Genomic DNA, 20499 nt, shown 5'->3' with positions numbered 1-20499 from the left:
AGCGGCCGTTTCGACAGCGCCTGACGAAAGGACACGCCGATGCGCCCCGTCGCCGGCACCGGCCCACTCTGCAGCCAGCTCAGCTCCGGCGACGGGGCGGAGGTGCTGGTCACCGACTTTCAGGCGCTCAACGGGGCGCCCCGGCTCAGCCAGTTGCTCGGTGACGCCGCCACCGACCAGCGGATCTACCAGGTGGATCCGCGGGGCGCGCTGTCCGGTGGCCGGCTCTACGCCTCCCTGGCGGAACTGGCGGACGAGGCGGTCGCCCTCTTCCGCGCCGAATCCTCCGCGGCGGGGGACCAGCGGCTGTTCGTGGTGAGCCACTGCAGCGCCGCCGCCCTGTCTCTGCGGATCGCCGGTCACCTGAGCGCCGTCCGGGAGGTCACCGCCGTCCTGGTGCAGCCGACCTGGCCGGGCACGGAGCACGTCGTCCAGGGGTTCGCGGAGTTCCAGGCGAAGCTGGGCGCCGGTGGTCAGCCGTGTCCCGACCTGGACGGCGATCCCCGGGCCTGCGTCGCGGAGATGGAACAGCTGATGCGGGCGGAGATGACGGAGCTGGCGAAGCGGCACGGCCTCGACAGCGCCCCGCTGGCCTTCTCCGAGCTGCTGGTGTCGTACCGGACCTGGCTCGCCTTCCTGCTGGCCTGCCGCAACGACCGGCCCGCGGAGCCGCCCGCCGAGTCGGTCGAGGTGACGGTGTTGACCGACGACCCCCACTTCGTGTTTCCCGGTACCGCTCCGGACCGGTACCGGATCACGCCGCCGCCCTCCGGTGAGCGGCCCGATGACGTCACACCGGAACTGGCCCGGCTGGTGCTCGGCCAGATTGGGAACTGGGAACCGCCGGATCCGCGCCGCTCCATGTCGGCGCGCCGCGGCTGAGCGCCGCCGGACGATGATCGGCGGCGCACCCTCGAAGACGACCACGGCGTTGATCACTGCCCACGATGGAAAGACCCACCGATTGGGTCTCATAGGAGGAAGACGTGGAAGATGAGCGTCCGTTCGTCATTGATCCCCTCGGCGCCGGCATCCACGCCGAGATGGACCGGCTCCAGGCCCGGGGGCCGGTCACCCGGGTGCTGCTGCCCGGCGGGGTTACGGCCTGGTCAGTGACCGGCTACCACACCGTTCGGCAGGTCCTGGCGGACGAGCGGTTCGGCAAGAACGCCCGGCAGCACTGGCCGGCGTACGTCGACGGCGCCCTCGACCCGGACTTCCCGCTGATCGCCTGGGCGCGGATGGACAACATGTCGACCGCGGACGGTGAGCCCCACGCCCGCCAGCGACGGCTCGTCGCCGGCGCGTTCAGCCCGCAGCGCATCGCCGCCCTGCGGCCGCGGGTCGAGCGTGTCGTGACGCGCGCGCTCGACGACCTGATCGAGTACGCGGCCGAGCGGCCGGGTGAGCCGGTCGACCTCAAGGAGCGGTACGCCCACCGGGTCGCCGCGCGGGTGATCGGCGAACTGCTCGGCGTGCCCGACGGGGACCCGGACGGCATTCTGGACCGCGCCGGGTATGTCGAGTCGACCCCGCAGAAGGCGGGCGAGGTCTTCGCCCTGATCCGGCGCAAGCTCGAAGCCCTGGTCGCGGTGAAGCGGCGGGAGCCAGGTGAGGACCTGATCAGCGACTTGATCGCGGCCCAGCCGGGCGCCTGCCCGGTGAGCGGCACGGGTGCCGGGTCCGACGCCGAGCTGGTCGGCCTGGCGCAGTTGATGCTCAACACCGGCGCGGAGCCGGCCCGGAACCTGATCACGAATGCCGCGGCCGCACTGCTCACCCGGCCCGTCGAGCGCGGCCTGGCGGTGAGTGGCCGGGTGCGCTGGGAAGACGTGGTGGAGGAGACGCTGCGCAGCGACGCCCCGGTCGCACACCTGCCGTTCCGGTTCGCGACGGAGGACGTCACGATCGCCGGCGTCACCATCAAACGCGGTGACCCGGTGCTGATCGGTTACCTCACGACCGGCCGCGACCCGGAGGTGCACGGCATCGCGGCGGGGGAGTTCGATGTCCAGCGGGCGGACAAGCGGCACGTGGCGTTCGGGCACGGCGTCCACCGGTGCATCGGCCCGGCCCTGGCCCGGATGGAGGCGCGCATCGCGCTGGAGGCGCTGTTCACACGCCTGCCGGGGCTGCGGCTCGCGGTGGAGCCAAAGGAACTGGCCGGGCAGGGAACGTTCATCATGAACGGCTGGCGCGAACTGCCGGTTTACCTCTGAGGCCCGGGGCCGGTGGCGGGCCCACACCCGCCACCGGCCTCACGCCGCGCCACAGGTGAATATCGCCGAGCCAGGCGCACGGCACAACGCCGTCTCCTCGAATGAGGAGACGGCGTTGCCGGTCGTCGGGCCGGGGTGCCCGGATGAACTCGACGCCCGGCCCCGGCCGCCCGCTATCCGGCGCGGTGCACGGTGGCGAGCTTCTCCATCTGTGGCACGACGTCGTTGGGCGACGGGACCGCCGCTGTCCGCGCGCGCAGGCGTTCGGCGTTGCGGCCGTAGGACGGGCTGTCCAGCACCCGTCGCAGCTGGTTGTGCAGGGCCTCGGCGGTGAGCCGGCCGGGGTCGCTGACGTAGACACCGGCACCCTGCTCCTCCAGAGCGGTGACGACCGCCAGCGGGCCCCAGAACTTGTCGGCGCCGAACTTGCCCGGCACCAGCAGTTGCGGCACCCCGTAGTAGGTGGCCGCGGCCACCGTGCCGTACCCGCCGTGGTGCACGATGGCCGAGCAGGTCGGCAGCAGCGCGTTCAACGGCACGAAGGGAACCGGTCGGACGTTGCCCGGCAGGGCGGGCAGGGCCGCGCGCTGCTCATCGGTGAGCGTGACAATGACCTCCGCGTCCAGGTCTGCGACCGCGTCCAGCATGTCGCTGACGGACGCGCCGGCATTCAGCTCGCGGAACGACAGGCCGAGCGTGAGGCACACGCGCCGGCGGTCCGGCTCGGCGTACAGCCACTCCGGAACGATCGACGGGCCGTTGAACGGCACCGCGCGCACCATCTGGTAGTCGATGCCCTCCGGCTGCCAGGTCCAGGGCGGCATCGCGTTCACCGACCATTGGCCGGTCACCGATTCCTCGGTGAAGTCCAGGCCGTACCGGGCGAGGATCGGCTCCAGGTGGACCCGCATCGGATCGCGCGCCGGGTCGACAGCCCGCGCCGCAGTCCGCAGCTGCATCAGCGCGTCGGTGCACATCACCAGGCGGGCGTGCGCGGCGCCGCAGGCCCGGGCGGCGACCGGGCCCGCGTAGGCCATCGTCATGCCGTCCCAGAGCACCAGGTCCGGCTTCCAGGCCCGGGCGAAGCGCACCGCGTCGTCGATTACCGAATCCGGGTTGAAGATCGTGAAGTGCCAGTCGGCCAGGGCGGTGAGCTCGCCCAGCGGGTCGTCGGCGGCGTAGTCGGCCTGCACCGACTTGCGCCCGTTCTCGTAGGGCCCGGCGTCCGCGTCCGGGACGGGGAGCGCCTCCTCCTCGGTGGCCTTCTCGGACACCATCGCGGTCAGGTCGATCGGGGTGCCGAGGGACACCGCGGTCAGGCCGGTGTGCGCGACATCCTGGGGGGTCAGCCCGACCGGGTCCGGCTGGGTGGCCATCCGGACCTCGTGCCCGGCGGTGCGCAGGGCCCAGGCGAGCGGTGTCAGCGCGTACAGGTGGGTCTTGCTCGGACAGTTCAGGACCAGGATGCGCACGGAAACTCCCAGGAGTCGAGCGAAGGAACGTCAGGCGGTGCCCGGTGCGGCGGGACTTCTAGGACGTCGGGTCCGGGATGTCGACCCTGCTTCTGCCCAGGGCCGCGGCGACGTCGACGATCAGGTCTTCCTGGCCGGCCACCGCCTGGCGCCGGCCCAGCTCGAAGAAGATGTCACGCGGGTCCAGGTTCTCGCGCCTCGCCGCGTCGAGCACCGGGTTCTTGAAGCCGGAGAACACGCCCGCGAGCCCGCTGACGATGCCCACCGAGTCGATGGTCGGCGGCTTGGGCATGAGTTCCCGCTCGGCCAGGTCCGCCGCGTCGAGAAGGCCGTACAGGTCGACACCCGTCGAGAAGCCGCTCCGTTCGAGGACCGGCACCACCACCTCGAGCTGGGTGTTGCCGGCGCCCGCCCCGAATCCTCTGGCGCACGCGTCGATGATCGTGGCACCGGCGCGCGCCGCGGCCACGGAGTTGGCCACGGCCATCCCGAGGTTGTTGTGCCCGTGGAAGATGATGGGCACGTCGACGGCACCGGCTATGGCGGTGATCCGCTCGCTGACGTCCTCGGGCAGGTAGTGCCCGGCGGAGTCCATGATGCCCACGGCTGACGCGCCGTAGTCCACGAGCCGGCGGCACTCCTCGGCCAGCCGCCCGGGTGCGGCCATGTGGCTCATCACCAGGACGCTCTGCGCCTCCACTCCGGCGTCCCGCAGGAACCCCAGATAGCGCTCCATGGTGTTGCCCTCGGTGCAGTGGGCGCCGACCCGCACCACGTCGACTCCGTGGTTCACCGCTTCCTTGAGGTCGTGCGTGGTGGCCCAGCCGGGCAGCATGAACACGGCCATCTTGCTGTGCGAGAGCTGTTCCCGGACCACGGTGAGCATCTCGGCGTCGGTCAGCGCGGCCCGGCCCACCTGCAGCGACGACGCGCCGAGGCCGTTGCCGTGGCCCACCTCCACGACCGGGATGCGGGCCGCGTCCGCCGCGGCGGCGTACCGCCGGAGCTGGTCTCGACCGAGTTGGTGACGAATCGCGTGCTGACCGTCGCGCAGTGTCGGGTCATGGATGGTCACCGGCCGGATCGTCACGGCGTCTTCCTGCGTACCCTGGTCCATGTTCAGCTCACTGTCCTCTTCTGGGCGACCGGACGGCCCGCTGCGTACTGTTCGGCGACGTAGATGGCGGCGGAGTTGATGATGTCGAGGTTCCCCGCGTGGTGCGGGATCAGATCTCCCGAGGCGCTCACCTCGATCGCGATGAACGCCCGGCCGTCGACGACGCTGCACGCGGCGATGTCGAAGCCCGCGGCGAAGGTCCGGACCTCTTCCGCCGCCGCTGTCACGTGCTTGCGGATCACGTCCAGATCGAAGTCGTCGCCGGTCATGGAGATCGCCACCCGGAAGGTGGGAGGCGGCTCGGCGGGGCTGAGGTTCAGCAGGACCTTGACATCGGGCACTCCGGTGAAGGCACGGATGGCGGCCTGCGTCGTCTCGACGTACTCGTCGAGGTTCAGCCGGCTCGCCCGCCCCACACTCTGGCTGGCCGCGGTCGTCACCACCTCGATGTAGTCGGGTGAGTACCGCTGGGTGAGCGCGTGCAGGATCGGGATCGCCGTCTGGCCGCCGCAGCTGATCAAACTGACGTTGCGGTGCACAAGGGCGTCCGTCCCGTTCACCGTCGGCGCGATCATGTGGCCGATCCGGCTCGGCGTCAGATCGACGACCAGCGCACCGAGGCCCTCCAGGTACTCCCAGTGCTCGGCGTGGGAGGCGGCGTTGCTGGCGTCGAACACGACGTCGAACTTCACCGGGGCAGACGCCAGCGACCTGACCCCGCCGCCGGTCGTCCGGTAGCCAAGTTCGGCTGCGGTGCGCAATCCGCGATTCTGACTGTCGCGCGCCACCACCAATTGGCAGTCAAGGAATTTGGAACGCTTGATCTTTGTCAAGAGATCGAGCCCAATGAGCCCCGCTCCGAGGATGGCAACGTTCAACCGGCTGCCCTTATTCATAGCCCGATCTTCCCCTCAGAATTGCCCCGAACCATGGCCGGTCCCGTCGTTGCGGCCGGCGCGATTGTGGCGCACGCTCTCGTTCAGCATGCCGTGAGCGGGACGACGAAACTTCTCCACGAGTGCGTCATCAGCCGGCCGGTGCCGGATTCCGGCGAGCGTCGGTGGCGCACTGCGCACAATGGAACGTTGCCCCTGGTGTGCGACGTCGACAAGCATCACAAATGTTGACGCTGCCGCACTCACACCCAGGGAGGGCGCGTGATGAGCACGACGATCGGCCGCCGGACGAGGCACTTCGTTGCCGCCGCCATGGTCGGCGTTCTGATGACCGGCGCCGGAGCGACCGCGTCCGCGGCCGCCACGACCCGGATCGCATGGGGTGCCTGCGCGGACCCGGATCTGGCCGCCGCCGGTGCGCGGTGCGGATTCCTCACCGTTCCGCTCGACTACGCCCGTCCGCGCGGCGCCACGATCCAGCTCGCGGTGTCGCGGATCCCGCACACCACGCCGGATTCGCAGTACCAGGGCGTGATGCTGACCAACCCCGGCGGCCCCGGCGGATCCGGGCTGGGCCTGGCGGCACTGGGCCAGGCGGTCCCGGACGGCGCCGGCGACGCCTACGACTGGATCGGCCTCGACCCGCGCGGCGTGGGCTCCAGCGTGCCGGCGATCTCCTGCCGGCCGGACTACTTCGCGGCGCCGCGGCCGCCGTACGTGCCCGGTGCTCCGGCAGTGGAGCGCGCCTGGCTCTCGCGCACGCGTGGATATGCCCGCGCCTGCGCCGAGGAGAACGGGCCGCTACTGCGGCACATGACGACGCTGGACTCCGCGCGTGACCTGGAGAGCCTGCGGATCGCACTGGGCGCACGCCAGATCAACTACCTCGGATACTCGTACGGCACCTACCTCGGCCAGGTCTACGCCAGCGTCTACCCGGCGCGCGTACGGCGGATGGTGCTGGACAGCACCGTGGACCCGCGCACCGTCTGGTACCGGAACAACCTGGACCAGTCCGTCGCCTTCGAACGAAACATCAGGATCTGGTTCGGCTGGCTCGCCCGGTACGACAGCGTCTACCACCTCGGCAGCACGGCGGCGGCGGTCGAGAAGCTCTTCTACCAGAAACTCCACGAACTCGACCGGCAGCCGGCCGGCGGCGTCGTCGGCGGCGCCGAGTGGAGTGACATCTTCGTGCACGCCGGATACAACCAGTACTTCTGGACCCAGCTCGCCGGCGTGTTCGCCGGGTGGGTGCACGACCAGGACGCCGACACGCTGATCGGCTGGTACCAGATCGTCGACGGGCCGGGTGACGACAACGGCTACGCCGCCTACAACGCGGTGTCGTGCACCGACGCGCCATGGCCCCGGAACTGGGCCACCTGGCAGCGCGACCTGAGCTCCACCTTCCGGACGGCGCGGTTCCTCACCTGGCTCAACGGGTGGTACAACGCGCCCTGCCTGTCCTGGCCCGCACCGGCGGGCCGGGCGGTGGACATCGACGGGCGGCGCGTCGCGAGCGTCCTGCTCGTCAACGAGACGCTGGACGCGGCGACGCCGTTCGGGGGGAGTCTCGAGGTGCGCAGGCGGTTCCCGCACTCCCGCCTGCTCGCCGTACCGGGTGGCACCAGCCACGCCAGCGGCTTCTTCGTCGGCAACGAGTGCGTGAACGGCGTGGTCGCCACCTACCTGGCGACCGGCGCGTTGCCCGCACGTCAGCGGGGCAACGGCCCGGATGCGACCTGCGCACCGCTCCCGCAGCCGGTACCCGGCCCGGCGGCCACCGCGCAGGCGTCCGGAATCGGCGCCGCCAGGTCCCCGTTGGGCCCCGCGTCGGTCCTCGGGACACCATCGGCGCGCCGGGCTCGCTGACACCCCCGGCCGGTCTTCGCCTCACCCGGCCACTGCGAATGCCAGTGGCCGGGTGAGGCGGCAGCCGCCCGTCCGATGTGCCGAGACGGCAGCGCCGTCGCCATCAGGACCGGCACTCCGATCAGCGGTCACCCTCGTGGCCGGACGGCAATTTCACCGTTGAGCACGCCGCAACGCCGCGGTGAGACTCGACACGACGGATGCCCATCTATTCGGGAGGTCACATCCATGCGCGAGTCATTCTGGTATTCGCCACCGGGCGCGGGCGAGACGGTTCCCACCGGGACGCCGGGGAGGCCGTGATGCGGGAGACCGCAGCCTGGCCGGCCGACGATCTCGGCCCCGCGGCCGTGCACTTCTTCGAGTTGACGGCTGGTGCCACGGGCATCGTCGTGCTCGACAATCTTGTGCTCGGCCCGGCCATCGGCGGGGTGCGCATGACCCCGACGGTCACCGTGGGCGAGGTGGCCCGGCTCGCCCGCGCCATGACGATCAAGAATGCGGCGGCCGGACTGCCACACGGCGGAGGGAAGTCGGGCATCCGGATCAACGGGCCGCTCGACCCCGCGGCGCGGCAGTCCGTGCTCCGCTCCTTCGCGCGCGCGATCCGTCACGTCGTCGACTACATCCCCGGGCCCGACGTGGGGACCGACGAGACGGCGATGGCGTGGATCCGCGACGAGATCGGCCGCTCGGTCGGGCTGCCCAGCGCGCTGGGCGGCATCCCGCTCAACGAGGTCGGCGCCACCGGCTACGGCGTGGCGAAGTGCGCGGAGGCCCTGCAGGCCGCGAACCGGCTCGAGCTGGCGGGCGCCCGGGTGGCAGTCCAGGGCTTCGGCGCCGTCGGGCGAGTCGCCGCCCTCGAGCTGGCCCGCCTCGGCGCTCGCGTCGTCGCGGTGTCCGACATCACCGGCGCCGTCTACGACCAGGACGGCCTGGACATCGAGGCGCTCGCGGCCTTCCAGCGCACCGGCCCGATCGCGGACTGCCACGACGTGAAACCCATGGAGCGCGACCAGTTGCTCACCGTCGAGTGCGACATCCTGATCCCCGCCGCCCAGGGCGACGCCGTGCACATGGGCAACGTCAATGACGTGCGGGCGAGGACGATCCTGCAGGGCGCGAATCTGCCGGTCACACCGGAGGCGGAGGCTGTCCTCGCCCGGCGCGGTGTGCTCAGCGTGCCCGACGTGATCGTCAACGCGGGGGGTGTGATCTGCGCGGCCGCCGAGCACCGGGGCCGTACCCGGGCGGAGGCGTTCACCCAGATCGCGGAGCGGATCACGGCCAACACGCTCGAACTGCTGGATCGGGTCGCGGCCCGTCCCGGTCTGTTGCCCGCCGAGGCCGCGGTCGAGATGGCGCAGACACGGTTGGACGTCGCGCGCGCCTACCAGCGGACGTTCTGATGGTCGAGCCGGTCCGGACGACATCGGCCGCCCGGACCGGACCGCCACCGCTGCTCAGGTCCGCAGGTAGGAGGCGCCGTTCAGGTCGAGTACGGCACCGCTGGCCCACTCGGCCTTCTCCGAGGCCAGATAGAACACGGCCGCGGCGATCTCGTCCGGCTCGCCGACCCGGCCGAACGGGCTCTGGGCCCTGATCGCGTCGCCACCGGGTGCCTCGAGGTACTCCTTGGCCATCGGGGTCCGCACGAATCCGGGCGCCACCGTCGCGACCGAGATCCGGTACGGCGCGAGGGCGAGCGCGAGCGACTGGCCGAAGGAGTTCAGGCCGGCCTTGCTCGCACCGTAGGCCGGCGCCTCGGGTTCGCCGCGGAACGCGCCCCGCGACGAGACGTTGACGATCCGCCCGCCGCGCTCCTTCAGGTGCTGGACCGCGCACCACGTCACGTTGGCCGCGCCGATCAGGTTGGGCCCCAGGGTGGACTGCCAGTGCTGCTGCCAGACCTCGTAGCTCACCTCGGTGATGGGGTGCAGGGTGAAGACGCCGGCGTTGTTCACCAGGACGTCGAGCCCGCCCAGCCGCTCGGCGGCGGAGTCGACAGCGGTCCGCACAGCGGCGCTGTCCATGAGGTCGGCCTGGAGGGCGACGTGCCCGGTGCCGTCCAGCTCGCCCAGGAGCTCGTCGGCGACGCCGGCCGCCTTGTCGAGAAGTGCCACCCGGTCACCCGCCGCCGCGAATCGCTTCGCGATGGCCCATCCCATGCCGCTCGCCGCCCCCGTGACGAGGACGGCGCGGCCCGCCCCCGGGCTCGCGTCCCCGTGGGCTCGGCGGGACTGCGGGCCGGACGGATCGCCTTCGTCCGCGACTGCGGGCGTCGCGGCGCCTTCCTCGGGCGTGCCGTGCGCTTCGCTCATGGTCGGGCCCCTTCCTGGTGGGTTCAGCGGTCTCCTGATCGTTGCCAGGCGGTCAGCCGGCAGCACCCGCGAAAGTGCGACGACGGATATCGCCGGTACCCGTGCCGCCGGGACCGGGCACCGGGTTCGGCCGTACCGACCCACGGGACGATCCGCGGGCCGGCTCCGACGCGCCGACCAGTGCGACGGCGCCGACGGCGGGTAGCCGTCGGCGCCGTCTCCCGGGCGAGGGCGATCGACGGCATGGGTGGCCGTCGGCATCGTCACCCGGAGGTGGCTGGGCTGTGGGGCGCGGGCTGCCCGGTGGGCAAGAGGGCGGCCGCGGTGGCAGGGACCACGATCCGGCAGGCCGGGAGTACGGGGCATCTCCGGCCGTGCTCGCACGCCGGACAGCGGCGGGCAACTACGAAGGTGCCCGCCGCCGGCGTCCTGACTAGCGTGGCCGGAGGAGTGTCGCAGAGGAATACGTCGATCTATGACTCCTGGGGGCTGCCATGAACCAATCGGAGATCCTCGTGGAACCCGCGGCCCGCTATCCGCTGAGTTCCCGGCAGCGGGACCCGGGCGGTCTGGCACGCGCACCGCAACATGTCATCGCCCTGGCTCTCCGGATCAAGGGAGAACTGCGCGTCGATGCCCTCAGAGCAGCCCTCGACGAGGTCGTGGAACGGCAGGAGTCCCTGCGTACGCGGGTTCATTACGACGAGACGGACGGCAACCTCGGGTTCCAGGAGGTGCTGCCGCCGTTGCCGGTCCCGCTCACCGTCCGCGACATCGCCGTGGAACCCGGCCGCTCGCGCGACGACGTGGCGGTCGATCTGCTCACCGATCTGAGCCAACAGACGATGTCGTTCTCGGTCAAGCCGTCGTTGCGGGCCTCCCTGCACCGGTTCGACGACCGCGACGCGGTGCTCACCATCCAGACCCACCACCTCTTCTGTGACGGCTGGTCGACCGACATCCTCCGGCGTGAGATCGCGGCCTGCTACACGGCCCGGGTGACGGGCGTGCCGCACACGCTTCCGACGCCGGTCCCGTACCGGGAGTTCGCTCTTCAGGAACAGGAGTTCCTGCGCGGCGGGAAGGCGGCGGCCGCGCGCCGCTTCTGGTCGGACAAGCTGGCGGGTGCCGAGATGCTGACCATGCCGGCCGACCGGCCGCACGGTCCCGACACGCTGCAGCCGCAGATGGCGATCGGGAACTTCACGATCGACCCGGGCAGCTTCGCGAAGGTCGCGGCGAGTGCCGCCCAGAATCGTTGCAGCGTCTGGCACGTTTTCCTGGCGGCGTTCATGGTGCTCGCGGAGCGAGTCACCGGCCGGTCCGACATCACCCTGTTCACGTCGAGCAGTGGCCGGCCGAGCCCGGATTTCTACGACACCATCGGCTTCTTCGTCAACCCGGTTCCCCTTCGTCTGGAGTTCGGCGGCTGCGAGACCTTCCTGGACCTCATGCTGCTCGCGCGGAAGGGCGGCGCCGAGGCGCGGCGGCACCCGTTTCCGTTCCCGACGATCGTCGAGATGACGCCCGGCCTGATGAACGGTGCCGCGGATCCGCGGGCCCTCATGCCCATCCTCAACTACATCAACTCACCGGTGGCGCAGGACGACACCGGGTTCGCGGCCAGCGTCGAACCGGTGGTCATGCCGGAGGAACGGACGACGTCCTTTCTCCGTGGCGGGTTCGTCTGGACCTTCCTCGTGGCTCCCCCCGGCGAACTGCGGTGTTGCGTCGAGTACGAGCCCGGTGCGGTCGACGCGGGCACGATCGACCGCTGGGGCTCGGACTTCATCGACCTGATCCTGACGATCGCCGACCAGCCGGATCAGCCCTGGCGCAAGCCGTAGCGGATGCGGCGCGGCCGCCCGGCCGTCGTGCGACGCCCGGTGGTTACCCGGCGTCCGCGGCGGCCAGGTAGGCCGCGCTCAGTCGCTCGTGGAGGCTCGGCGATCGCGGTGGTGCGCCGGTGCCGAGGTGCGAGTGGCGGAGTTCGTCCATGAACTCCTGCCAGAGCCCGGGGCCGCCGTTTTCGAGCATTTCGGCGGGGGCGCGCAGCGCGGAGTCCGTGGGCCGGTGCCGGAGCCCCCAGCTGCCGAGCCGCGCGAACACCGGTACGAGTCGGATGGCGGGTTCGGTCAGGCTGTAGCGCGCCCGCTGGCCCGGTCGAGTGTCCTCCCGGGTGAGCAGTCCCGACTCGACGAGCCGCTTCAGCCGGTCGGCGAGGATGTTCGTGGCGATGCCCTCGATCGAGTTGGCCTGCAGCTCCCGGAAGTAGCGGCGGTCCCCGAAGACGATGTCGCGGAGGACGAGCAGGCTCCAGCGATCGCCGAACACCTCGACGGCGGCGTTGATCGGACACTCCGACCGCGGCTCGTGCGTGTCGTCCATAGTGCTTGCAAACTACCACCGCCGGTATTAGCGTCCCGACCGGCGATAGAAGAATCACGAACGAAGGGGGCCCCGTGCTGAGGCAGGTCGCGGAGGGTGTGCTGATCCACGAGAGCGAGTTCCTCGAGTGCAACGCCGTCGTCGTGCAAGGCCGGTCCGGCGTGTTGCTCATCGACCCCGGTGTGACGGGTGACGAGATGGCCTGCCTTGCCAACGACCTGTCCGAGCTGGGTCAGAGCGTCGTGGCGGGTTTCTCGACGCACCCGCACTGGGATCATCTGCTGTGGCATGAGAGCTTCGGCGAGGCACCTCGGTACGGCACCGCGGGCTGCGCGGCCACCGTCCGGGCCAAGTTGCCGGACGCGGACGCGAGGCAACGCGTCGAGGGGATGCTCCCGCCGGAGGTCGTCGGCAAGGTGCCGCTGGACCTGCTCGGCCACATCACCGGCCTCCCGGAGGGGACGAGCCGGATTCCCTGGGACGGTCCCGAGGTCCGGATCATCGAGCATCAGGCGCACGCGCCCGGCCATGCGTCGTTGCTGATCAAGGAGCGTCGGGTGCTGGTGGCCGGCGACGTGCTCTCCGATGTCCTGATTCCGATGCTCGACCTGAACGGCGCCGAGGAGCCGGTCGACGACTACCTGACCGCGCTGCGGCTGCTCGAGGAGGTGGCGGACGACGTCGATGTCGTTGTTCCGGGCCACGGGTCGGTCGCCGAGGCCGATCAGGTCCGCGCGCGGATCGAGTGCGACCGGGCGTATGTGCTCGCTCTGCCCGAGGGCGACATCGCCGACGATCCGCGGGTCGGTCCATCGGCCAAGCCCGGCTGGGAGTGGGTGAGCGACATGCATGCCGGGCAGGCCCAGCGCCTCGCCCAGCGCGTGTAGCGATGTCGACGGCGTCGGCCGGACCGGCCGACGCCGCCGGCTGATCGCCTCGCTGTCGACCCGGACGGTGGCGGTAGCCGAAGAGGTGTCGGTGCCCGGAGGAGACGCATGGCGAAGCTCATCTACTCGATGGTCACCTCGCTCGACGGCTACGTCGAGGCGGCTGAGGGCAGCCTCGGCACCGGGGCCGAGGACCCGGAGGTGCACACCTTCGTCAACGACCTCTTCCGCCCCGTCGGCACGTACCTCTACGGCCGTCGCATCTACGAGACGATGGTCTACTGGGAGACCGCGCACACCAAGCCCGGCCAGCCACCGCACATACTCCAGTACGCCAGCGACTGGCAGGCGGCGGAGAAGATCGTGTACTCCACGACGCTGCGGTCGGTGTCCAGCGCGAAGACCAGGATCGAGCGGTCCTTCGACCCGGACGCGGTGCGCAGGCTCAAGGCCCAGGCCGACCGGGACCTCACCATCGACGGCCCGAACCTCGCGGCCCAGGCGATCGCGGCCGGCCTGGTGGACGAATACCACCTGTTCATCACCACGACTGTGGTCGGGGGCGGAAAGCGGTTCTTCCCCGAGGGTCTACGCCTTGACCTCGAACTGGTCGAGGAGCGTTCCTTCGCCACCGGCCTCATCTACGCGCGCTACCGGACGCGCTGAGCCGCCCCACAGCCGAGGGGGCCGCCCGCGCCCGTGCCGCGCTTCTTCCGGAATGCGGTGTCATCGCCTTCGGTGAATCGGTCGAGACCCTGGCGGCCGATAGAGTGACGACTCATGACGAGAATGCTGGTCACCGGGGGCGCGGGGTTCATCGGGTCGAACTTCGTCCACCACACCCTGCGGCACCACCCCGAGTACCGGATCCGTGTCCTTGACGCCCTGACCTACGCGGGCAACCGCGCGAGCCTCGGCCCGGTCGAGGACCGGGTGGAGTTCGTGCACGGCGACATCTGCGACGCCGAGCTGGTGGACACCCTGGTCGCCGGCTCCGACGTGGTCGTCCACTTCGCCGCCGAGTCACACGTCGACAACTCGTTACGCGATCCGGAGCCGTTCGTCCGGACCAACCTGATCGGCACGTTCACCCTGCTGGAGGCCGTACGCCGGCACGACGTCCGGTTCCACCACGTCTCCACCGACGAGGTGTTCGGTGATCTTCCGCTGGACGGGCCCGCGAAGTTCACCGAGCGGACCGCGTACGACCCGTCGAGCCCCTACTCCGCCACCAAGGCGGGATCGGACCTGCTGGTGCGCGCGTGGGTCCGGTCCTATGGCGTGGCGGCGACGCTCTCCAACTGCGCCAACAACTACGGGCCGTTCCAGCACGTGGAGAAGTTCATCCCCCGGCAGGTCACCAACGTGCTGATCGGTGAGCGCCCGAAGCTGTACGGGACCGGCGTCAACGTCCGCGAGTGGACGCACGTCGACGACCACAACGAGGCGGTCCACCTGATCCTGCGGCACGGCCGGCTCGGCGAGACCTACCTCATCGGCTCCGGCGACGAACGCAGCAACCGCGAGATCGTCGAGCTGATCCTCACCCTGATGGACCGGCCGGCCGACGCGTACGATCTGGTGCCCGACCGCCCGGGGCACGATCTGCGCTACGCCAACGACTCCACGAAGCTGCGCACCGAGCTGGGCTGGCGGCCGCGGTTCGGTTCGTTCCGCGACGGGCTCGCGGCCACCATCGACTGGTACCGCGCCAACGAATGGTGGTGGAAGCCGCGGAAGCGGACCGTCGAGGAGGGCTACCGCGCCGCCGGTGAGACAGCGGGCTGAGGTCACGCCCGGGCGGATGCCGCACCCGCCGCGACCCGGTAGCCGGCGCCGTCACGGGCGCGCCGTGTGTTCAGCGGCGTCGCCGGCCGAGTCCGGGCGATCCGCCGCGCCACGTACGCGTGTCCCGGTCGGGCCCGAACTCGATGTCGTCGGTCGGCGGCCTGTCCTCCAGCTCCGCCATCGCGATCTCCACACGATCGGCGCGGATCCGTGCGTCGCGCCGGTCGCGCCGGTCCTCGATGTCGTCGCTCGGCCGTCGGGGGCGTTCGTGTCGATGCGGGCTCATAGCCGGTGACGATCGCATCCCGGCGTACCGTCTTCAAGAGACTAACGGCCGCGTCCGGCCGCTGCGCGGCGATAGCACCATCGCTCCGCATCGCCGCCCGTACCCGCTGGGCAGTGCCCTCAGTCGTTGATCAATCTGTGGTACGGCGCTGCTCCAGCCCGATCGCCACGAGGGCCGCGCTGCCTTCCGAGTCCGCATACAGGACCGGCCGTTCCTCGCCACCGTCACCGCAGAAGAAGTACGTGCCCCCGGCGCCGTCACCCGCGAGGCCTTCGAGTGCCACGCCTGATGCGAGGTGGACGTCCTCGACGTGGTCTCTCCGGTCGAGGTCGAAGTCGCCCGGCCAGGCCAGGACGCTGGCGGCCTCCTCGTGTTCGACGATTGCCGCAATCAGCGATCGCATGTGCCGCACCTTATCCGCCGGTCCCGGCGACCGCACGCTCACAGGCGGCAGCGGGCGGCACGGTATTGACAGATCGTGTCCCGACCGCTGAGGCTGCATGAAGAGATGTATGTCGATACATGGGGGCATGATGCGACGGAGGATCCTCGCGCTGGCCGCAGCCGCAGCTGTTGTCGTCGGCGGGACCATGACGATGGTGCTGCGGCCGGCCTACGCCGCGCCCGTGTGCACGGTCGACTACACAATCACCCGTGAGTGGTCCACCGGCTTCTGGGCCGAGCTCACCCTCACCAATCTGGGCTCTCCCGTCACCGACTGGTGGCTGCGGTTCCGGCAGGCCAGCGGTCAGACGATCACCATGGGCCTCGACCGGCTGCCGGAGGGATACACGCTGGGCAGCGGCGAGATGTACCCGGTAACCATGCTCCGCCCCCCGGCGGGGTCCACGCTGCCGACCGGCGCCTCGGTGACGGTGCGGTTCGGCGGCAACTACCGGGGTGCCGATCCCGAGCCGACCGACTGGATGTTGAGCGGCCAGCCGTGCGACGCGGACGTCGCCGGCCCGACCGGCTCGTCGTCGCCGGCAGCCTCCGGGAGCCCGCGGCCCAGCCCTCTGCCGGGCGGGCCGTCGGTGGCGCTCACCTCGCCCCTGCCCAACGACTTCTTCGCCGCGCCGGGCGTCATCCCGATCCGGGCGGAGGCCACTGCGGCGGCCGGCCGGCGGATCGAGCGGGTCGAGTTCCGGGAGCGCGGCACGTTGCTCGCCGTGGACACCACCGCGCCGTACGCGTTCGACTGGCGCGGCGTGCCGCCCAACAGCGGTACCCGCGTCACCGCCACCGCCTTCGACAGCGGCGGCGCCCAGGCCACCGCCGAGGTCCGCGGCATCCGGGTGCTCCCGCCGCAGGCACCCGGTGCCGCGCCCGCGCTGAAGGCATTCGGCAACCGCATCCTCACCGTCACCGCCGACCCGAGGCCGTACCGGCCGCGTGGAATCATCCGGTCGGCCCTGCCCGGCGAGTGCGCCTGGGGACCGGTTCGCTGGGACGGCCCGGTCGACGACGCGTCAGTGGGCGCGCTGCGGGCCCGCGGCGTCAACGCGGTGCGGGTCGTGCTGAGCGACGCCTGCTACGTCTACACCGGCAGCCCTGCCGACAGGCAGAACCGCGTCGGGTACCTCGACGAGGCGGCCCGGTACGTCGACCGGCTCATCCGGGCCGGCATCACACCCATCGTGTCCCTGCGCCAGAGCGACACTCTCGCCGCCCGTACTTTCTGGAGCGCGGCGGCGGAGGTGTTCGGTGACGACAACGCAGTGGTCCTCGACATCTCGCCGTACGACTTCCCGGCGGCCGGCGGCGCCGATCCCGCGACGGTCTGGGCCTGCTGGCGCGACGGCGGCCCCGCGTGCTCGGGCACCGGCCTGCCGCCCTTCGGCGTACAGGAGCAGATTCGCCTGCTTCGCGTCCAGGGCTCGTTCAACCTGGTCCTCGCCGCCGGGGTCGACGGCGGTAACGACCTGCACCGGTGGCTGGAATACCGCCCGGCCGACCCGGACGGCCGCAGCGTGGCCGCCGCCTGGCGCGTCGACGACCGTTCGGCCTGCGCCACGCCCGCCTGCTGGCGGTCGACCCTGCTCCCGGTCGCCGCCCAGGTACCGCTGATCGCCACCGACGTCAGCGCCGGCCCGGCGGCGCCGACGTTCGTGCCGCGGACGGTCGCCTGGCTGGATCAGCACGGCATCGGCCACCTGCGCCGGTGACCGGGGGAGGGTGAGCCACACCGGCAGCAACGGGCCCGCTCGACCCGGCCCGTTGCTGCCGGCAGCGGCCGTAGGGCCGGTCAGACGCTCGTACGCGACCACTGCTGGTTGGCACCGGTGTTGCACGCGTACTGCTTGAGGACCACACCGTCCGCCGTCGACGCGGCCGGTACGTCCACGCACTTGCCGCTGTGCCGTGCCCGGAGCTGGAAGTAGCTGCCGGCTGCGACCATCTGGAACTGCTGGTTGGTGCCGCTGCCACAGGTGTACTGGATCAGCTCGGCGCCGTCGGCGGTGGACGCGCTCACCACGTCGAGGCACTTCCCGCTGTTGCGGCTGACCAGGCGCCAGTAGCCGCTGCCGGCGTCCTGGAACTGCCACTGCTGCCACGCGTTGCCGTTGTACGTGTACTGGCCGACGCGCGAGCCGTTCTCGGTGTTCGGTGCCTGGACGTCCATGGCCTTTCCGCTGTGACGCACGACGACCCGGTAGAACGTGTCCGTCGACGGCGGCGGCGTCGTGGGGCCGCCGCCGACGGTGTCGCCCCAGCCGTAGCGGACCTGGTCGGCGCCGGAGGTGTTGCGGACGGTCAGATGGAGGTCGGTGCCGCCGCCGCTGAGCGAGTACATCGAGTACCAGTCGTAGCCGATCGTGCCGGGCTTGCCGCCGAGCGCGGGCCAGTAGGTGCCGCCCATCCGGTTGTCGCGCATGACCTGGGCCATGGCGCGGATGTAACGCACGAAGTTGTCGGTGCTGTTCGCGTCGGCGTAGTTGCGGCCGTCGCTCATGGGCGCGCCGAACTCGGTGGCGACGGCCCGGTCGGCGCAGCTGCCGAGGCGGGTCTGGATGTGGCTCCGGAAGGCGTCGTAGGTCATCGCGCCGTAGAAGAAGGCGTAGTAGTGGAACGAGAGCAACGTCGAGTTGAAGCGGGTGTCGTTGCAGATGTCCCGCAGGTCCTGGCTGAAGCCGGTGCCCCCGATCAGCACCCGGCTGGGCGCCGCCGAGTAGTGGTAGCTGAGCCAGTTGGCCGCGACGTTGCGCCACTCCGTCGAGCTGTAACCGTGGGGTTCGTTCATCGGCTCGAAGTAGACGTTGGGGTTCGAGCCGTACGTGTTCGTCACAGTGGACCACATCGTGTTCCACGCGGTGAGGTTCGTGATCCTGCCGCCGGAGGCGGCGCCGTCCTCCCAGTAGGCCAGGATGACCTTGAACCCGCGGGCGGTGGCGGCGTCGATGGCGCCCCGGTAGGCGTCCCACCAGGCCGTCCCCACCGTGTGGGTGTTGACGGGCAGCCGGACGGTGTTGACCCCCATGGTGGAAGCCATGTCGTCGTAGAGGGCGTTGGCCTTGGCCCGCACCGTGGCGTTGCTGTCGGAGGAGCTCAGACCCTGCACGACGAGGGGACCGGTGCTGAAGTTGTCGCCCAACACGGCCCAGTTCATGCCCCGGAACTGGTTGGTGGCGGCGATGGCCGGCGACGACATGACGGCGACGCCGCCGACCATCGCCGTCATCGCGGCCACCGGCACGATCAGCAGCCGGCGTAACGACCGGGTGCGCCGCGGTTGTCCCGTTGCATGGCGCCTCGACGACGTGATCCGTGTCAGGAAGTGGTCGGTCACGTGATCCAGCCTCTCTGGGTTCGAGCTCAGGCTGCCGGAGCCGCTGCTGCCCGCCGTGGTGCGGCAGCCGTGAGGTCCTCCGGGAACGCCGGCATTGTTAGCGCTAACACCGTTGCGTCCCCAGCAACCCGGGCTTCTTGGTCTTTGGCGGTGGTTGACGTGCCGCGCGAGCAGCTCCGGCGGGTCACGCCGAGGCGGCACCATGCTTCTGATTGTTAAGTGCGCGTTGCGGACAAGTGTTGGCGACCGCGTCTGGGGTGTCAAGGAATCGACGAATATCGCTCTCTCTCGTGATCCGGCCCCACCGGCCGCCACCGGGGTGGGGTGCGGGAGCGCCGTGTTCGATCGGTGCCCGGCAGTAGATTGAGACGGGTGAGCCAGGGCGAACCATCCACGGAAACCGGTCCGTCGGGCGGCGACGCGACGGTGAGGATGCTGGCGGCGGCGCGTGCGGGCGACGGCGCGGCCTTCAGTCGTCTGGTCGCACCCCTGCGGGACGAGCTCCGTGCGCACTGCTACCGGATGCTCGGTTCCTTCCACGACGCGGAGGACGCGGTCCAGGACACCATGGACCGGGCGTGGCGGGCTGTCAGCCGGTTCGAGGGGCATTCGATCCGGCCATGGCTCTACCGGATCGCCACCAACCGCGCGCTTTCGCTCCTCCACTCGCGCGGGCGGCGCGAACTGCCCACCGACTTCACCGCCCAGGGCGTGTCCCGGGCCGAGGTGAGCTGGCTCGAACCGTATCCGGACCGCATCGCGGCCCCGCCCGTTCGACCGGATCCGGAGGCCCACGTGATCGCGAGGGAGACCATGGAACTCGCGTTCGTCGCCGCGTTGCAGCATCTGCCACCGCGACAACGTGCCGTTCTGCTGCTGCGAGACGTTCTCGGTTACTCCGCCGAGGAGACCGCCGGGATACTGGTCTCCACGGTCGCCGCGGTCAACAGCGCGACGCAGCGGGCCCGCCGGATCGTCGCCGGGCTGACGCCGTCCGGCAGTCAGCAGCGGATCCTCGCCGAGTTGGGCGACGCGGGGCAGCGGGAGGTGGCCAGGCGGTACGCCGCGGCGTGGGAATCCGGGGACGTCGAGACGATCGTGGCGATGCTGACGCGGGACGCGCGGTACTCGATGCCGCCGCTGACCGTCTGGTACGAGGGTCATGAGCAGCTCCGCGGTTTCCTGGCCGAGGTCACCGGTGGGCGAAGGTGGCGGTTCCTGCCGACGAGCGCCAACGGGCAGCTCGCTTTCGGGACGTACCTGTGGAACGACACGGCAGCCGCCTACCTGCCGGCGGGGCTGGACCTGCTCGTGCTGCGGGGCCGCCGGGTGGCTGAGGTCGTCTCGTTCCTCGACGCGCGCCTGCCCGCCTTCGACCTACCGGAGCGGCTGCCGGAAAGTTCGCGCGGACGCGATGAGTACGCGGTTCGGCCGGGGTTGTAGTCCTGACGGGTGCACCAGCC

18 protein-coding genes are annotated in these 20499 nt (G+C 70.8%); 10 read left to right on the top strand and 8 right to left on the bottom strand.

The window, feature by feature from the left end; genetic code table 11:
* Positions 1-39 precede the first annotated feature (39 nt).
* A complete protein-coding gene (locus tag AB0B20_RS04360) occupies positions 40-882 on the top strand; it encodes a hypothetical protein (protein ID WP_357387285.1) in 843 nt (280 codons plus the stop codon).
* Positions 883-986: 104 nt separating this feature from the next.
* Complete coding sequence (locus AB0B20_RS04355; RefSeq protein ID WP_357387283.1) at positions 987-2219, top strand: cytochrome P450; 1233 nt, start codon at positions 987-989, stop codon at positions 2217-2219.
* A gap of 173 nt (positions 2220-2392) precedes the next feature.
* On the opposite strand, the gene AB0B20_RS04350 is transcribed toward AB0B20_RS04355, so the two are convergent.
* Genes AB0B20_RS04350 through AB0B20_RS04340 form a run of 3 tightly spaced genes read right to left on the bottom strand, consistent with a single transcriptional unit; the run spans position 2393 to position 5704 of the window.
* Complete coding sequence (locus AB0B20_RS04350) at positions 2393-3691, bottom strand: nucleotide disphospho-sugar-binding domain-containing protein (protein WP_357387281.1); 1299 nt, start codon at positions 3689-3691, stop codon at positions 2393-2395.
* A 58-nt stretch (positions 3692-3749) separates the two neighbouring features.
* Positions 3750-4808 carry a 4-hydroxy-2-oxovalerate aldolase gene (gene dmpG, locus AB0B20_RS04345; RefSeq protein WP_357468052.1) on the bottom strand — a complete coding sequence of 353 codons (1059 nt, stop codon included), beginning with the start codon at positions 4806-4808 and terminating at the stop codon, positions 3750-3752.
* A gap of 2 nt (positions 4809-4810) precedes the next feature.
* A complete protein-coding gene (locus AB0B20_RS04340) occupies positions 4811-5704 on the bottom strand; it encodes an acetaldehyde dehydrogenase (acetylating) (protein ID WP_357387277.1) in 894 nt (297 codons plus the stop codon).
* 264 nt (positions 5705-5968) lie between these two features.
* Here AB0B20_RS04340 and AB0B20_RS04335 point away from each other — a divergent pair, with 264 nt between their 5' ends.
* Positions 5969-7579 carry an alpha/beta fold hydrolase gene (locus AB0B20_RS04335; protein ID WP_357468049.1) on the top strand — a complete coding sequence of 537 codons (1611 nt, stop codon included), beginning with the start codon at positions 5969-5971 and terminating at the stop codon, positions 7577-7579.
* A gap of 200 nt (positions 7580-7779) precedes the next feature.
* The gene (locus tag AB0B20_RS04330; RefSeq protein WP_357468046.1) at positions 7780-8988 is read left to right on the top strand and encodes a Glu/Leu/Phe/Val dehydrogenase; all 1209 of its coding nucleotides are present in this window, start codon (positions 7780-7782) and stop codon (positions 8986-8988) included.
* A gap of 54 nt (positions 8989-9042) precedes the next feature.
* On the opposite strand, the gene AB0B20_RS04325 is transcribed toward AB0B20_RS04330, so the two are convergent.
* The gene (locus AB0B20_RS04325; protein WP_357468043.1) at positions 9043-9900 is read right to left on the bottom strand and encodes an SDR family oxidoreductase; all 858 of its coding nucleotides are present in this window, start codon (positions 9898-9900) and stop codon (positions 9043-9045) included.
* A gap of 539 nt (positions 9901-10439) precedes the next feature.
* Between AB0B20_RS04325 and AB0B20_RS04320 the strand changes: the two genes are divergently transcribed.
* Positions 10440-11747 carry a condensation domain-containing protein gene (locus AB0B20_RS04320; RefSeq protein ID WP_357468193.1) on the top strand — a complete coding sequence of 436 codons (1308 nt, stop codon included), beginning with the start codon at positions 10440-10442 and terminating at the stop codon, positions 11745-11747.
* Between the two features lie 43 nt (positions 11748-11790).
* On the opposite strand, the gene AB0B20_RS04315 is transcribed toward AB0B20_RS04320, so the two are convergent.
* A complete protein-coding gene (locus AB0B20_RS04315) occupies positions 11791-12288 on the bottom strand; it encodes a helix-turn-helix domain-containing protein (protein ID WP_357468038.1) in 498 nt (165 codons plus the stop codon).
* Between the two features lie 74 nt (positions 12289-12362).
* Between AB0B20_RS04315 and AB0B20_RS04310 the strand changes: the two genes are divergently transcribed.
* The 3 genes from AB0B20_RS04310 (at position 12363) to rfbB (ending at position 14963) form a co-directional block, all read left to right on the top strand.
* On the top strand, positions 12363-13175 hold the full coding sequence (locus tag AB0B20_RS04310; RefSeq protein ID WP_357468032.1) for an MBL fold metallo-hydrolase: 813 nt from the start codon (positions 12363-12365) through the stop codon (positions 13173-13175).
* 108 nt (positions 13176-13283) lie between these two features.
* Positions 13284-13841: a dihydrofolate reductase family protein gene (locus tag AB0B20_RS04305; RefSeq protein WP_357387265.1), complete on the top strand. Its 558-nt coding sequence runs from the start codon at positions 13284-13286 to the stop codon at positions 13839-13841.
* Between the two features lie 123 nt (positions 13842-13964).
* On the top strand, positions 13965-14963 hold the full coding sequence (rfbB, locus tag AB0B20_RS04300; protein WP_357468190.1) for a dTDP-glucose 4,6-dehydratase: 999 nt from the start codon (positions 13965-13967) through the stop codon (positions 14961-14963).
* A gap of 70 nt (positions 14964-15033) precedes the next feature.
* Here the strand turns inward: rfbB and AB0B20_RS04295 are convergent, their stop codons facing one another.
* Both AB0B20_RS04295 and AB0B20_RS04290 read right to left on the bottom strand, forming a co-directional pair.
* The gene (locus tag AB0B20_RS04295; protein WP_357468027.1) at positions 15034-15249 is read right to left on the bottom strand and encodes a hypothetical protein; all 216 of its coding nucleotides are present in this window, start codon (positions 15247-15249) and stop codon (positions 15034-15036) included.
* 130 nt (positions 15250-15379) lie between these two features.
* Positions 15380-15652 carry a hypothetical protein gene (locus AB0B20_RS04290; RefSeq protein ID WP_357468022.1) on the bottom strand — a complete coding sequence of 91 codons (273 nt, stop codon included), beginning with the start codon at positions 15650-15652 and terminating at the stop codon, positions 15380-15382.
* Positions 15653-15779: 127 nt separating this feature from the next.
* Here AB0B20_RS04290 and AB0B20_RS04285 point away from each other — a divergent pair, with 127 nt between their 5' ends.
* Positions 15780-17414 (top strand): Ig-like domain-containing protein, encoded by a 1635-nt coding sequence (locus AB0B20_RS04285; RefSeq protein ID WP_357468019.1) that lies wholly within the window; start codon positions 15780-15782, stop codon positions 17412-17414.
* 80 nt (positions 17415-17494) lie between these two features.
* Here the strand turns inward: AB0B20_RS04285 and AB0B20_RS04280 are convergent, their stop codons facing one another.
* Complete coding sequence (locus tag AB0B20_RS04280) at positions 17495-18928, bottom strand: RICIN domain-containing protein (RefSeq protein ID WP_357468016.1); 1434 nt, start codon at positions 18926-18928, stop codon at positions 17495-17497.
* 540 nt (positions 18929-19468) lie between these two features.
* Here AB0B20_RS04280 and AB0B20_RS04275 point away from each other — a divergent pair.
* Complete coding sequence (locus tag AB0B20_RS04275; RefSeq protein ID WP_357468187.1) at positions 19469-20479, top strand: sigma-70 family RNA polymerase sigma factor; 1011 nt, start codon at positions 19469-19471, stop codon at positions 20477-20479.
* Positions 20480-20499 lie beyond the last annotated feature (20 nt).

This window comes from Micromonospora sp. NPDC049151, from assembly GCF_040648395.1.
In the GTDB taxonomy this organism is placed as follows: Bacteria; Actinomycetota; Actinomycetes; order Mycobacteriales; family Micromonosporaceae; genus Micromonospora.
The sequence above is the reverse complement of the archived record's forward strand: the minus strand, read 5'-3'. Positions and strand labels throughout refer to the sequence as shown.

Bases quoted from the DNA above. Each gene is read 5' to 3' on its own strand.
- AB0B20_RS04330 (WP_357468046.1), top strand. From the start codon at position 7,780: ATGCCCATCTATTCGGGAGGTCACATCCATGCGCGAGTCATTCTGGTA.
- AB0B20_RS04305 (WP_357387265.1), top strand. From the start codon at position 13,284: ATGGCGAAGCTCATCTACTCGATGGTCACCTCGCTCGACGGCTACGTC.
- AB0B20_RS04325 (WP_357468043.1), bottom strand. From the start codon at position 9,900: ATGAGCGAAGCGCACGGCACGCCCGAGGAAGGCGCCGCGACGCCCGCA.
- AB0B20_RS04360 (WP_357387285.1), top strand. From the start codon at position 40: ATGCGCCCCGTCGCCGGCACCGGCCCACTCTGCAGCCAGCTCAGCTCC.
- dmpG (WP_357468052.1), bottom strand. From the start codon at position 4,808: ATGGACCAGGGTACGCAGGAAGACGCCGTGACGATCCGGCCGGTGACC.
- AB0B20_RS04280 (WP_357468016.1), bottom strand. From the start codon at position 18,928: ATGACGGCGATGGTCGGCGGCGTCGCCGTCATGTCGTCGCCGGCCATC.
- AB0B20_RS04285 (WP_357468019.1), top strand. From the start codon at position 15,780: ATGATGCGACGGAGGATCCTCGCGCTGGCCGCAGCCGCAGCTGTTGTC.
- AB0B20_RS04340 (WP_357387277.1), bottom strand. From the start codon at position 5,704: ATGAATAAGGGCAGCCGGTTGAACGTTGCCATCCTCGGAGCGGGGCTC.
- AB0B20_RS04290 (WP_357468022.1), bottom strand. From the start codon at position 15,652: ATGCGATCGCTGATTGCGGCAATCGTCGAACACGAGGAGGCCGCCAGC.
- AB0B20_RS04315 (WP_357468038.1), bottom strand. From the start codon at position 12,288: ATGGACGACACGCACGAGCCGCGGTCGGAGTGTCCGATCAACGCCGCC.
- AB0B20_RS04275 (WP_357468187.1), top strand. From the start codon at position 19,469: ATGCTGGCGGCGGCGCGTGCGGGCGACGGCGCGGCCTTCAGTCGTCTG.
- rfbB (WP_357468190.1), top strand. From the start codon at position 13,965: ATGCTGGTCACCGGGGGCGCGGGGTTCATCGGGTCGAACTTCGTCCAC.
- AB0B20_RS04335 (WP_357468049.1), top strand. From the start codon at position 5,969: ATGAGCACGACGATCGGCCGCCGGACGAGGCACTTCGTTGCCGCCGCC.
- AB0B20_RS04295 (WP_357468027.1), bottom strand. From the start codon at position 15,249: ATGAGCCCGCATCGACACGAACGCCCCCGACGGCCGAGCGACGACATC.